Origin of the sequence: Mycobacterium helveticum (assembly GCF_007714205.1) — a bacterium.
Taxonomy (GTDB): Bacteria; Actinomycetota; Actinomycetes; order Mycobacteriales; family Mycobacteriaceae; genus Mycobacterium; species Mycobacterium helveticum.
In genome coordinates this window covers 25,969-38,439 of record NZ_VMQU01000006.1, presented here as the reverse complement: position 1 = coordinate 38,439, position 12,471 = coordinate 25,969, and the positions used below count along the sequence as shown (strand labels likewise).

The window sequence follows — 12,471 nt, the reverse complement described above, 5'->3', positions numbered from 1 at the left end:
GCGACGCTGAATCGGCCAGGCCCCCCGAGGGGCACTGCCCCGCAATGCCGTTCGCAGTTCGCCGGCACGCTGGGGATGCTGCGGCTCTATGTGCGCCGCGACCGGGTCTCCCTGCCGCTGTGGGTGCTGCTGTTGTCCGTGCCGTTGGCCACGGTGTATGTCGGCAGCATCGAGAAGGTCTACCCCACCCAGGCCGCCCGCGCGGGACTCGCGGCCTCCATCATGGCCAGCCCGGCCCAGCGCGCGCTTTACGGTCAGGTCTACAACGACAGCCTCGGTGCGGTCGGCATCTGGAAGGCGGGGATGTTCCACGTGCTGATCGCGGTGGCCGTCATCCTCACGGTCATCCGGCACACCCGCGCCGACGAGGAGACGGGCCGCACCGAGCTGGTCGACTCGACCGCGGTGGGCCGCTACGCCGGCCTGAGCGCGGCGCTGCTGCTGTCGTTCGGGGCGTCGTTGGCCACCGGCGCGATCGGCGCGGCCGGACTGCTCGCCACGACCGTGCCGGCCGGCGGCTCGCTTGCCTTCGGGGCGGCACTGGCTGGCTCCGGCGTGGTGTTCACCGCCGTTGCGGCGGTGGCCGCGCAGCTGTCATCGAGTGCGCGATTCTCCCGCGGCGCCGCGTTCGCCGTGCTGGCGGCCGCGTTCACGGTGCGCGCCATCGGCGACGCCGGTGACGGCGCGCTGTCATGGCTGTCCCCGCTCGGGTGGTCGTTGCAGCTCAGGCCGTATGCCGGCGACCACTGGTGGGTGCTGCTACTGCATCTGACGACGGCGACCGCGCTCACCGCGGTGGCGTATCGACTGCTCGCGGCGCGCGACGTCGGCGCCGGACTGTTCGACGAACGCGCCGGTCCCGGATCCGCCGCAGCGGCGTTGGGCAACGTCTTCGGGCTGGCATGGCGGCTGGACCGCGGCGCGCTGCTGCTGTGGAGCGTGGGGCTGTGCGCGTACGGCCTGGTGATGGGCAGCGTGGTGCACGGCATCGGCGACGAGCTGGGCGACAGCACCGCGGCGCGCGACATCGTCGCGCGGATGGGCGGCACCGGCGCGCTGGAGCAGGCGTTCATCGCGGTGGCGTTCACCATGCTGGGCATGGTGGCTGCAGCGTTCGCCGTCTCGCTGATCCTGCGCCCGCACCAGGAAGAGTCCGGCCAACGCGCCGAGACGATATTGGCGGGTTCCGTGTCGCGAACACGTTGGCTGGCAAGCCATTTGGCGGCCGCACTGGGTGGCTCCGCGACGGCGATGCTGGTCAGCGGATTAGTGGGCGGGCTGGCCTACGGCATTGCCGCCGGCGATGTCGACGGGAAGCTGCTCGTCGTTGTCGGCACCGCGGCCGCCCAGCTGCCCGCCATCTGGCTGCCCGCCGCGGTCACGGTCGGGTTGTTCGGGGTCGCGCCGCGGTTCACCCCGATGGCCTGGGGGGTGCTGGTCGCCTTCGTGGCCCTGTACCTGATCGGTTCGTTGGCCGGATTCCCGCAGTGGCTGCTCGACCTCGAGCCGTTCGCGCACGTCCCGCGGGTGGGCGCCGACTTCACGGCCGTGCCGCTGCTGTGGCTGCTGGCGATCGACGTCGCGCTGACCATGTTGGGCGCCATGGCTTTCCGCCGCCGAGACCTGCGTTGCTAGGGGCCTGGTGAAGACCGCCGTTCGGCTGACGACGTCATCGATTCTGGGACTGGCCCTGTTCGGCCTGGTCCTCTTCTTACCGGCCGGCACGCTGGATTACTGGCAGGCATGGCTTTTCATAGCCGTTTTCTCGGTGGTGACAACCGTGCCGACCATCTACCTCGCCCGGACCAACCCCGCCGCTCTGCGGCGACGCATGCACGCCGGGCCCTGGGCGGAACGCCGAGCCGCCCAGAAGATCATCATCACCGGCTCGTTCCTGGCCATATTCGCGACGATGGCGTTCAGTGCGTTCGACCGCAGGATGGGCTGGTCATCGGTGCCTGCGGCGGTGGCCGTGATCGGCGACGTGCTGGTGGCGGCGGGACTCGGGATCGCCATGCTGGTGGTCGTTCAGAACGGCTATGCCGCCGCCACGGTCACGGTGGAGGCGCGCCAGACGCTGGTCACCGGCGGTCTCTATGGGTTGGTGCGGCATCCGATGTATGCCGGAGACGTGGTGATGATGGTCGGCATGCCGCTGGCCCTCGGCTCCTACTGGGGTCTTGTCTTCGTCATCCCCGGCGTCGCCATGCTCGTCTTCCGCATCCTCGACGAGGAGAAGTTGCTCATCGCGGAACTGGCCGGCTACCGCGAATACAGCCGGGACGTGCGCTACCGGTTGCTGCCGCACGTGTGGTGACCCCTGGACACACGCCTTAAGGTATCGGCGTGGCTCGAAACGCGGCGCCTGCCCTGGACCGGCCGTGGCGACGGCCCGGCGCCCTGCGGTACGCCCTGAGCCGTATCCGCAGCCTCGCCAGGCCGCCCGTCACCGTCACCGACCCGCCGGCCGACGTCGTCGTCGACCGCGACGTCGCGGTTGCGACCCGCGACGGAACCACGTTGCGGGTCAACGTCATTCGCAAGGGCGGTGATCCGCCCCGGCCAGTGGTCCTGAGCATCCACCCCTACGGTAAGGACAACCTGCCGGCGCGGCGGGGCAAGCGGTGGACGTTCCCGGCGCAATACCGCATGCTGCGCCAGCCGCAGCCGGTGAGGTTCTCGGCGCTCACGGGTTGGGAATCGCCCGACCCGGCGTGGTGGACCGCGCGCGGGTTCACCGTCGTGAACGCCGACTCGCGTGGGTGTGGCCATTCCGGCGGCACCGGACGGCTGTTGTCGCACCAGGAGGCCGAGGACACCTACGACCTCGTGCAGTGGATCGCCGGGCAGCCCTGGTGCGACGGCGGGGTGGTCATGCTCGGGGTGTCCTATCTGGCCATCAGCCAGTACGCCGTCGCCGCGCTGCGGCCGCCGGCGCTGCGGGCAATCTGCCCCTGGGAGGGCTTCACCGACGCCTACCGGGACCTGGTTTTTCCGGGCGGTGTGCGCGAACGCGGCTTTTTTCGGTTGTGGGCACGCGGCGTTCGGCGCAGCACGCGGCAAAGCTACGACCTGGCGCGGATGCAGGACGAGCACCCGCTGCGCGACGACTTCTGGCGCGCGCTGGTGCCCGACCTATCGGCCGTCAAGGTGCCCATGCTGGTGTGCGGCAGCTTCTCGGACAACAACCTGCACAGCCGCGGCTCCATCCGGGCGTTCACGCACGGCGGCTCCGGCCACGCTCGCCTCTACACCCATCGGGGCGGCAAATGGGCGACGTTCTACTCCGAGGCCGCGCTGGCCGAGCAGCTGGCGTTCTTCCGCGGCGTGCTCGACGGCGAATCCGGTTCCCGCAGCGTGCGCCTCGAGGTGCGCGAGGACCGCGACACCGTCGCCGCGGTGCGCGAGGAAGCCGAGTGGCCGCTGGCCCACACCCGTTGGCGGCCAATGTATCTGGCCGAAGCCGGAGCGCTGACCGCACAGCAGCCGATAACGGCAGGCGGCATAACATTCGAAACCCACTCTCGGGCAGCGTCTTTCAGCTGGACGGTACCCGCGGACATCGAGCTGACCGGCCCCATGGCGGCGCGCCTGTGGGTCTCGCTGGACGGCTGCGACGACGCGAACCTGTTCGTCGGGGTGGAGAAGTGGCGCGGGGGCCGGTTCGTAGGGTTCGAGGGGTCCTACGGCTACGGGCGCGACCGGGTGGCCACGGGCTGGCAGCGGGTCTCGCTCCGCGCGCTCGACCCCGAGCTGTCGCGGCCCTGGGAGCCGGTACCGGCATGCACCGAGCCGCGGCCGGTGTCCGCCGGCGAGGTGGTGGCGGTCGACGTCGCGCTGGGCCCCTCGGCGACGTTGTTCCGCGCCGGCGAGCAGCTTCGGCTGGTGGTCGGCGGGCGCTGGTTGTGCCCGCGCAACCCGTTGAGCGGCCAATTCCCGGCGGCCTATGCTCCATCGCCGCGCGGCCGGGTCACGCTGCACTGGGGCCCGGATTACGACGCGCACCTGCTGATCCCGGAGACCCCCTAGGCGAGCAGACGCAAAATCGCCCATTTCGGCACGAAATTGGGCGATTTTGCGTCTGCTCGCGCCCTAAATCCAGACGCCCTTGCCCACCGCGACCACGCCGCCGGCGCTGATCGCAAAGCGCTCCCGGTCCCGTTCCGGGTCCACCCCGACCATCTCACCGGGCCCGACCACGACGTTCTTGTCGAGGATCGCGTGACGCACCACCGCGCCGCGGCCCACCCGCGCGCCCGGCATGATCACGCTGCCCTCCACGATCGCGCCGTCGTCGACCACGACGTTGGACGACAGCACCGAGTTGCGCACCGAGGCCGCCGAGATGATGCTGCCGGCGCCCACCACCGACTCCTGCGCGGAGCCGCCGTTGACGAACTTCGCCGGCGCCAGGTTCTCCGACTCGCCGCGAATCGGCCAGCGCTTGTTGTACAGGTTGAACACCGGATGCACCGACACCAGGTCCATGTGTGCGTCGTAGAAGGCGTCCAGTGTCCCGACGTCGCGCCAGTAGGCGCGGTCGCGGTCGGTGGCACCGGGCACCTCGTTGTCGTTGAAGTCGTAGACCGCCGCCATCCCGTCGTTGACCAACCGCGGGATGATGTCGCCGCCCATGTCGTGATCGGAGTGGTCGTCGTCGGCGTCGGCGCGGATCGCGTCGATGAGCACCTTGGTGGTGAAGATGTAGTTGCCCATCGACACGAACGTGGAATCCGGGTCGTCGGGGGTTCCCGGCGGGTCCAGAGGCTTCTCCACGAAATCGCGGATGCGACCGGAGTCGTCGGCGTCGATGCACCCGAACGCGGTGGCCTCGCCGCGCGGGGCGCGGATACCGGCCACCGTCGCGCCGGCCCCGCTGTCGATGTGGAACCGGACCATCTGCTCGGGGTCCATCCGGTACACGTGGTCGGCGCCGAAAACGACGATGTAGTCGGGGTCTTCGTCGTAGATCAGGTTGAGTGACTGATAGATCGCATCGGCCGAGCCGGTGTACCAGCGCGGGCCCAGGCGCTGCTGCGCCGGCACCGGGGTGATGTACTCACCGGCCAGGCCGGACAACCGCCAGTTCTGCGAAATGTGACGGTCGAGTGAATGCGACTTGTATTGCGTGAGAACACAGATTCGCAGGTACCGGGCATTCACCAGGTTGGACAGCACGAAATCGATCAGCCGGTAGGCACCTCCGAAGGGAACTGCGGGCTTGGCCCGGTCCGCGGTCAGCGGGTAAAGCCGCTTGCCCTCACCGCCGGCCAGGACGATGCCCAGCACGTGTGGCGCTTCCCTCATGGCACAAACCTATCGGCCGTTGCGCACCGCTGCCAGGGGGCGCCTGGCTTTTTACCGTTCTGACGGGCTGTCCGTCAAGGTATTTGGCCAGCCCCGGCGCCGGGCCGGATCGACCGGCCTCTCCCCGGCCCGACTCGCGGGTTGCGCCTTGGCCGCACTACGGTGCCGATATGCGGGTGGCGATGATGACGCGGGAGTACCCACCGGAGGTCTACGGCGGGGCCGGGGTACACGTCACCGAGTTGGTCGCCCAGCTGCGCCGGCTGTGTGACGTCGACGTGCACTGCATGGGCGAGCCCCGGCCGGGCGTCCGGGCCCAGCAACCCGACCCCCGGTTGCGGGGCGCCAACGCGGCCCTGTCGACGCTGTCGTCGGACCTGATGATGGTCAACGCCGCCTCGGCGGCCACCGTCGTGCATTCGCATACCTGGTACACCGGCCTGGCCGGGCACCTGACCGCGTTGCTCTACGGCATCCCGCACGTGCTGACCGCGCATTCGCTGGAGCCGCTGCGGCCGTGGAAGGCCGAACAGCTCGGCGGCGGCTACCGGGTGTCGACGTGGGTGGAGCACACGGCGGTGCTGGCCGCCGACGCCGTCATCGCGGTCAGTTCCGGCATGCGCAACGACGTCCTGCGGGTCTATCCCACCCTGGATCCCGGACGTGTGCACGTCATCCGCAACGGTGTGGACGCCGACGTCTGGTATCCCACCGGGCCCGCGGAAGCCGGCGGCTCGCTGCTGGCCGAACTCGGGGTCGACCGGAGCAGACCGATCGTGGCCTTCGTCGGCAGGATCACCCGCCAGAAGGGCGTCGCCCATCTGGTGGCCGCCGCACACCATTTCAGCCCCGGGGTGCAGCTGATCCTGTGCGCCGGCGCCCCCGACACCCCGGAACTGGCCGAGGAGGTGCGCGGCGCGGTCGCCGAACTGGCCCGCGCGCGCGCCGGTGTCTTCTGGGTGCGGGAGATGCTCCCCACCAGCGATCTGCGCGAAATCCTCTCGGCTGCCGATGTTTTCGTCTGCCCGTCGGTGTATGAGCCGTTGGGCATCGTCAACCTGGAGGCGATGGCCTGCGGGACCGCGGTGGTGGCCTCCGACGTCGGCGGGATACCCGAGGTCGTCGCGGACGGCATCACCGGGTCGCTGGTGCATTACGACCCCGACGACGCGTGCGGATACCAGGCCGGATTGGCCGGGGCGGTCAACGAGCTGGTCGCCGACCCGGAAAGAGCCGAGCGCTACGGCCGGGCGGGACGGCAGCGCTGCATCGAGGAATTCTCCTGGGCCCAGGTCGCCGAGCAGACGCTCGACATCTACCGGAAGGTGTCTGCGTAGCAGCCGGGCCGTGGGTCGCGCAGACCTCAGGTGGAGTTGGTAACACCCTTGAGTTCGTCACCGAGGGCGGCGGCTTCGTCGGGCGTCAGCTCGACGACCAATCGACCACCTCCCTCGAGTGGTACCCGCATCACGATGCCGCGCCCCTCCTTGGTCGCTTCCAAAGGACCATCTCCGGTCCGGGGCTTCATCGCCGCCATCGAGTGCTCCCTCCACAGTCGGGCCGGCCCGTTCCCGCGGGCCTGGTCGGCGTCGAGCATGCCCCGCCAGCGAACTTCCTGCCACGCCCGACATCGAACTGCCAAATCACCCCCCTATTGTCCCCTATGGAGGTCACGACTTGCACCAAGACCCTGCTGTCCGGCCTCAGCGGCCTGCCGGGGGTACCCAGCAAGCGCGAATGTGGTCGTCGACCATCCCGGTCGCCTGCATCAGCGCATACGCGGTGGTCGGCCCCACGAAGCGGAATCCGCGCCGTTTCAGCTCGTGCGCCATCGCCGTCGATTCGGCAGTGGCCGAGGGGATTTGGCTGCCATCGGCCGGCCGGGGCCGCGGCTGCGGCGCAAACGTCCACAGCAGCCCGGACAGGTCGTCAGGAGATCCCAGCTCGGCGGCCGCGCGCGCGTTGGCGATCGTCGCCTCGATCTTGGCGCGGTTGCGGACGATTCCCGCGTCGGCCATCAGCCGCCGCACGTCGGCGTCGGTGTATCCGGCGACCTTCTCGACGTCGAACCCGGAGAAGGCCAACCGGAAATTTTCGCGCTTGCGCAGGATGGTCAACCACGACAGGCCGCTCTGGAAGGCCTCCAGGCTCATCCGCTCGAACAGCGCCACCCCGTCGCGCACCGGGCGGCCCCACTCCTGGTCGTGGTAGTCGCGGTACAGGTCGCAATCGGGTGCGGGCCGCACCGACGCCCAGCCGCAGCGAACCAGCTCATCGATCACGTCAGTCCCGACGATCCTGGCCGTCCTCCGGTTCCACCGGATCGCGCCCGGGGCCGGTTTCCCCTTTGGCCGCCGCCGCGTGAACGGCCGCGAGCTGCCCGCGCAGGGCCTCGAGTTCGCGGGCGAGGCGGTCCAGCACCCAGTCCACCTCGCTGGTCTTGTACCCGCGCAGCACCTGGGTGAACTTGACGGCGTCGACGTCGGAGCCGGTCACGCCGTAGGCGGGCAGCACCGTCGCGGTCGTCCCCCGCGGCAGGGGCGGCAGCTGCTCGCCGCGACCGAACAGCAGGCTGGCCGCGCCGAACAGCACGATCGCCACCAGCACCAGCACAACCAGGTACAGCAACACCAACGCCACGTGACCGATACTGCCCTATCGCGCCGACAGCCCGGGGATCAGCGTGGCCGGACCGTTTTCATCGGCGGCCGGTCGGCCAGCGACACCGGCGAGGTGCGCCGGGTGAAGCCGAAACCCTCGGGCCCGTCGACGAGGAACTGGGTCAGCCCCACCCCGGAGTCGGGGATCCCGCAGCGCGAGAGCAGGGTCGCGATGACCTGACGGCTCATCGCGCCCAGCTCGGCCAGCGGCCGGTTGCGGTGTGCCCGCACACCCAGGTTGACCTGCGCGATCGCGTCGAGCCCCAACCGGTCGAAGGTGTCGACGAGCAGGCCGATCTCCACGCCGTAACCCGGGGCGAACGGCAGCGAGATCAGCAGTTCCCGGCTCGCCGCGTACTCGCCGCCGAGCGGTTGCAGGATGCAGCCCAGCTCCGGCCGCAGCGCCGCCAGCAACGGCCGGGCGACCAGTTCGGTGACCCGCCCGCCGCCCGTCTCCCCCGCGGCGCCGTCCGCGTCGCCGACGTGCAGGGGCCGCCGGTAGAAGCTCTTCACCAGGTGGACACCGTCGCCGGTGAGCAGCGGTCCGACCAGCCACGGCACGAACATCGGATGCGGGTCGATCAGGTCGGAGTCGACGAACACCACGATGTCGCCGCTGGTGGCCGCCAGCGAGCGCCACAGCGCCTCGCCCTTGCCGGGCCGGGTCGGCACCTCGGGGAGCGCCTGTTCCCGGCTGACGACGCGGGCGCCCGCGGCGACGGCGCGGATTTCGGTGTCGTCGGTCGAGCCGGAGTCCAGCACGATCAGCTCGTCGATCAGGCCGCCACCGTCGCGGAGCAGCGGGGAGACGCTTTCGATGACCGATTGGACGGTGTCTTGCTCGTTGAGGGCCGGCAGCACCACGGAGATGGTCCGCCCGGCCTTCGCGGCCTCCAACTCCTCGACGGTCCAACCGGGCCGGTGCCAGCGGTCGGACACCCAGACGTCCCCTGGCCGGCCGGACACGGTCCCCTCCCGGGCCAGTTCGCCGGCGAACAGCTCCGATGCCGTCATGCGAGTCCCCTCACCGTGCGCGCCGGCGGGCGCGTTCCCTGGATCGAGGCCACCATTTCCAGGACCCGCCGGGTGGCCGCGACCTGGTGCACCCGAAACATTCGCGCACCGGCGGCCGCCGCCAGCGCGGTGGCCGCCAGGGTGCCCTCGAGCCGCTCGGTCAATTCCACCCCAAGAGTCTCCCCGACGAAGTCCTTGTTGCTCAAAGCCATGAGCACCGGCCACCCCGTGTCCACGAGATCGCCCACGTGGCGCAACAGGGCCAGCCCGTGGAAGGTGTTCTTGCCGAAGTCGTGGGCCGGGTCGATGAGCACGCGATCGCGGGCCACCCCGGCCGCCACCGCCTTCTCGGCGGCCCCGGTGACCCGGCGGATCGCGGCGTCCACCACGCCCCGGGCCGACATGCCGTAACTCACCCGGAACGGGCGGGTGCGTGGCAGCGCGCCGCCGGTGTGCGAACAGACCAGGCCCGCGCCGAACTCGGCGGCCACCGCGGGCAGGTCCGGGTCGATGCCGCCCCAGGTGTCGTTGATCAGGTCCGCGCCGGCCGCGCAGGCCACCCTGGCCACCTCCGAGCGCCAGGTGTCGGCGCTGACCAGCTGGTCGGGGTAGGCGCCGCGCAGCCACTCGATGAGCGGCACCAGCCGGGCGATCTCGGTGTCGGCATCGACGGTTTCACCGGGCCCGGCTTTGACCCCGCCCACGTCGATCACGTCGGCCCCGTCGGCGATGGCCCGGTGCACGGCGTCCCTGGCTGCGGCGTCGCTGAAGGTCGCACCGCGGTCGTAGAAGGAATCCGGGGTGCGGTTGACGATCGCCATGATCAGCGGGCGATCCCCTGCGACCGGCCGGCCGCACAGAGTGGAGTGCACGCATCCAATAGTGCCCGGTCACCGTCGCGCGTGCGCGGCCTGCCGCACACTCGGCGTCAGCCGCGCTCAGCCCCGCGGCCGCTTACCCGAGGCGACCTCTTCGGGATACTCGTCGAAGTACGGCACGTAGCCCTCGTCGCGGCCGGCCAGCACGTACAGCGGATCGTCGACGTCCGGGCCAGAAAAGCTATAGCCCTGTTCGCGCAACTGGACCTTGCGGCTCTTGAACGTCGTGGTCTGCTCGATCGACTCCACCACCCGCACGAACAACGGCAGCGCGTACGCGGGCAGCTGGCCGTACACCGCGCGGGCCAGCGCGCGACCGTCGAACTCGGCGCCCTCGCGCAGCTTGACCGCGGCCATCCCCGCGCGCCCTCCGGTGCGGGGCACCTCGACGCCGAACACCGTGCAATCCTCGACCGAGTCGTCGGACGCCAGCGCCGCCTCGACCTGTGTGGTGGCGACGTTCTCGCCCTTCCACCGGAAGGTGTCACCGAGCCGATCGACGAAGGCGGCGTGCCCCAGGCCCTGCGGGCTCATCACGTCCCCCGAGTTGAACCAGCAGTCGCCCTCGCGGAAAGCGTTGCGCACCAGCTTCTTTTCGCTCGACTCCGGGTCGGTGTAGCCGTCGAACGGCTGCAGCCGGTTGACCGGGCTGAGCAACAGGCCGGGCTGTCCGGCCGGGACCCGGCGCACCCGGCCGCTCTCGTCGCGCAGCGGCGCGCCGGTGTCGGGGTCATATTCCACGTAGGCCAGCGGCATCGGGAACAGTCCGGTGGTCCTGGGCACGTTGAAGATGTTGATGAATGCGGCGTTGCCCTCGCTCGAGGCGTAGAACTCGCACACGCGGCCGATGCCGAACCGCGCGGTGAACTCGTCCCAGATCTCCGGGCGCAGCCCGTTGCCCGTGATCACCCGGACGTTGTGCGCCCGGTCGGTGGGCTTGGGCGGTTGGTTGAGCAGGTACCGGCAGATCTCGCCGATGTAGATGAACGCGGTGGCCTCGCTCGCGATCACCTCGTCCCAGAACTTGGACGCCGAGAACGACGAGCCCAGCGCCAGCGTCGCCCCGGAGTTGATCACCGAGGACAACGCCACCGTCAGCGCGTTGTTGTGGTACAGCGGCAGGCAGCTGTACAGCGCGTCGGAGCTCTTCAGCCGCAACCCCACGCCGCCGAACGCGGCCAGCGCGGCCAGCCACCGTCGGTGCGTCATCACGCTCGCCTTGGGGAACCCCGTGGTGCCGGAGGTGAAAATGTAGAACGCGGTGTCGCGGGCCTGCACGGCCGAGGCGGACGCCGGGTTGCCGGCCGGGGCGTTCACCGCGTACCGCTCCAGGTCTTCGCCGGTGAGCGTCTCGGTGCTGCCGGCGGCTCCACACTCGGCGACCGCGCTCACCAGGTCGGTCTCCGCGATCAGCACCTTGGCGTCCAGCAGGCCGAGGCTGTGCGCCAGCACCTCACCGCGCTGGTGGTAGTTGATCATGCCGGCGACGGCGCCGCATTTGACCGTGGCCAGCATCGCCAGCACGGCGTTGGGCGAGTTGCGCAGCATGATCGCGACGACGTCGCCCTTGCCGACGCCCCGCGCGGCCAGCACCGCGGCGTAGCGGTTGGCGGCGGCGTTGGCGTCGCGGTAGGTCACTTCCTGGTCGCCGAACCTCAGAAATACCCGGTCGCCGTGGCGGGCGGCCCGCTCCTGGAAGACGGTGCCGATCGACTTCCTGGAACTCGGTCGGGCCAGCAGCCCGGTGAGCACGCCGCGCAGGATGACCGGCAGGTCGGCCAGTACGCCCGGCAGCCTGAACGCGATGTCGGTCAGGCCGACCGCCTTGCGCGCTCCCCCGTCGTGTTCGGACACGTCGATCCCTCGATTCCCTGTCAACAGTCGGTCGACAGTCCAGCTCGGCGGCCAGCATATCGGTCGACGATGCGGGCCGGGACGGCCCGCTGAGGAGACCGACAATCCAGCCCCGTCGGTCGACGATGCGGGCCGGGACGGCCCGCGCCTCAGGCGGGTGCGCACGCCTCCATCGCGGCACTCACCTTGTCGACCAGCACCAACCGGTCCAGCGCCGCCTGCGAGACGTAACCGCTGTCGGCCAGCCCGCACAACCAGGCCCACAGCCCCTCGTAATGCCCCAACGGATCCAGCAGCACGATCGGTTTGCCGTGTATCCCGAGGTAGCCGGTGGTCCACGCGTCGAACAGCTCGTCGAGGGTCCCGATGCCGCCGGGCAGGACGATGAACGCGTCGGCGAGGTCTTCCATCGTGCGCTTGCGGTCGCGCATCGTGTCGCTGAGGATCAGCTCGTCGGCGTCGGTGTCGGCGATCTCGCGGCGCATCAGGTTCTGCGGGATGACGCCGACGGTGTGGCCGCCGCGGGCCCGCGCCGCGCCGGCCACCGCCCCCATCGCCGAAACCCGGCCGCCGCCCCACACCAGGGTCCAGCCGCGCTCGGCGATCGCCTCGCCGAGTTCGGCAGCGAGCCCGAGCAATTCGGGATGCGTCGGCGCGGACGCGCAGTACACGCAGACGGCCCAGTTGCCGCACGCATCGCCTTGCGGGCTCATATCCGCCAAAGGTAGACCACGCCCCGGCGGTGCGCCCACCGATGC

The 12,471-nt window shown here is 70.4% G+C and carries 12 protein-coding genes; 4 read left to right on the top strand and 8 right to left on the bottom strand.

Annotation, left to right across the window (positions count from 1 at the left end):
* Nucleotides 1-6 precede the first annotated feature (6 nt).
* Genes FPZ47_RS02580 through FPZ47_RS02570 form a run of 3 tightly spaced genes read left to right on the top strand, consistent with a single transcriptional unit; the run spans nucleotide 7 to nucleotide 4,029 of the window.
* A complete protein-coding gene (locus FPZ47_RS02580) occupies nucleotides 7-1,635 on the top strand; it encodes an ABC transporter permease (protein WP_246133255.1) in 1,629 nt (542 codons plus the stop codon).
* 7 nt (nucleotides 1,636-1,642) lie between these two features.
* Entirely contained in the window at nucleotides 1,643-2,317 is a 675-nt protein-coding gene (locus FPZ47_RS02575) for a methyltransferase family protein (protein ID WP_144947796.1), read from the top strand.
* 29 nt (nucleotides 2,318-2,346) lie between these two features.
* Entirely contained in the window at nucleotides 2,347-4,029 is a 1,683-nt protein-coding gene (locus FPZ47_RS02570; RefSeq protein WP_144947793.1) for a CocE/NonD family hydrolase, read from the top strand.
* Nucleotides 4,030-4,092: 63 nt separating this feature from the next.
* On the opposite strand, the gene glgC is transcribed toward FPZ47_RS02570, so the two are convergent.
* Nucleotides 4,093-5,307 carry a glucose-1-phosphate adenylyltransferase gene (gene glgC / locus FPZ47_RS02565; protein WP_144947791.1) on the bottom strand — a complete coding sequence of 405 codons (1,215 nt, stop codon included), beginning with the start codon at nucleotides 5,305-5,307 and terminating at the stop codon, nucleotides 4,093-4,095.
* 170 nt (nucleotides 5,308-5,477) lie between these two features.
* Here glgC and glgA point away from each other — a divergent pair, with 170 nt between their 5' ends.
* Nucleotides 5,478-6,644, top strand: a complete 1,167-nt coding sequence (glgA, locus tag FPZ47_RS02560) for a glycogen synthase (RefSeq protein WP_144947788.1) — start codon at nucleotides 5,478-5,480, stop codon at nucleotides 6,642-6,644.
* Nucleotides 6,645-6,670: 26 nt separating this feature from the next.
* Here the strand turns inward: glgA and FPZ47_RS02555 are convergent, their stop codons facing one another.
* The 7 genes from FPZ47_RS02555 to FPZ47_RS02525 form a co-directional block, all read right to left on the bottom strand.
* On the bottom strand, nucleotides 6,671-6,844 hold the full coding sequence (locus FPZ47_RS02555) for a DUF3117 domain-containing protein (RefSeq protein ID WP_210419815.1): 174 nt from the start codon (nucleotides 6,842-6,844) through the stop codon (nucleotides 6,671-6,673).
* Nucleotides 6,845-7,010: 166 nt separating this feature from the next.
* A complete protein-coding gene (locus tag FPZ47_RS02550; protein WP_144947781.1) occupies nucleotides 7,011-7,589 on the bottom strand; it encodes a DNA-3-methyladenine glycosylase I in 579 nt (192 codons plus the stop codon).
* Between the two features lies 1 nt (nucleotide 7,590).
* Nucleotides 7,591-7,947: a DivIVA domain-containing protein gene (locus tag FPZ47_RS02545; RefSeq protein WP_144947778.1), complete on the bottom strand. Its 357-nt coding sequence runs from the start codon at nucleotides 7,945-7,947 to the stop codon at nucleotides 7,591-7,593.
* A 38-nt stretch (nucleotides 7,948-7,985) separates the two neighbouring features.
* A complete protein-coding gene (locus FPZ47_RS02540; protein WP_144947775.1) occupies nucleotides 7,986-8,981 on the bottom strand; it encodes a glucosyl-3-phosphoglycerate synthase in 996 nt (331 codons plus the stop codon).
* On the bottom strand, nucleotides 8,978-9,802 hold the full coding sequence (gene folP / locus FPZ47_RS02535; RefSeq protein WP_144947919.1) for a dihydropteroate synthase: 825 nt from the start codon (nucleotides 9,800-9,802) through the stop codon (nucleotides 8,978-8,980). The genes FPZ47_RS02540 and folP overlap by 4 nt, the downstream gene beginning before the upstream one ends.
* Before the next feature lie 117 nt (nucleotides 9,803-9,919).
* On the bottom strand, nucleotides 9,920-11,713 hold the full coding sequence (fadD6, locus tag FPZ47_RS02530; protein WP_144947773.1) for a long-chain-acyl-CoA synthetase FadD6: 1,794 nt from the start codon (nucleotides 11,711-11,713) through the stop codon (nucleotides 9,920-9,922).
* A 149-nt stretch (nucleotides 11,714-11,862) separates the two neighbouring features.
* Nucleotides 11,863-12,426: a TIGR00730 family Rossman fold protein gene (locus FPZ47_RS02525; RefSeq protein ID WP_144947770.1), complete on the bottom strand. Its 564-nt coding sequence runs from the start codon at nucleotides 12,424-12,426 to the stop codon at nucleotides 11,863-11,865.
* Nucleotides 12,427-12,471 lie beyond the last annotated feature (45 nt).

Excerpts from the sequence above, each read along its gene's own strand:
- glgC (WP_144947791.1), bottom strand. The coding sequence starts at position 5,307 with ATGAGGGAAGCGCCACACGTGCTGGGCATCGTCCTGGCCGGCGGTGAG.
- glgA (WP_144947788.1), top strand. The coding sequence starts at position 5,478 with ATGCGGGTGGCGATGATGACGCGGGAGTACCCACCGGAGGTCTACGGC.
- FPZ47_RS02555 (WP_210419815.1), bottom strand. The coding sequence starts at position 6,844 with ATGGCGGCGATGAAGCCCCGGACCGGAGATGGTCCTTTGGAAGCGACC.
- FPZ47_RS02540 (WP_144947775.1), bottom strand. The coding sequence starts at position 8,981 with ATGACGGCATCGGAGCTGTTCGCCGGCGAACTGGCCCGGGAGGGGACC.
- folP (WP_144947919.1), bottom strand. The coding sequence starts at position 9,802 with ATGGCGATCGTCAACCGCACCCCGGATTCCTTCTACGACCGCGGTGCG.
- FPZ47_RS02525 (WP_144947770.1), bottom strand. The coding sequence starts at position 12,426 with ATGAGCCCGCAAGGCGATGCGTGCGGCAACTGGGCCGTCTGCGTGTAC.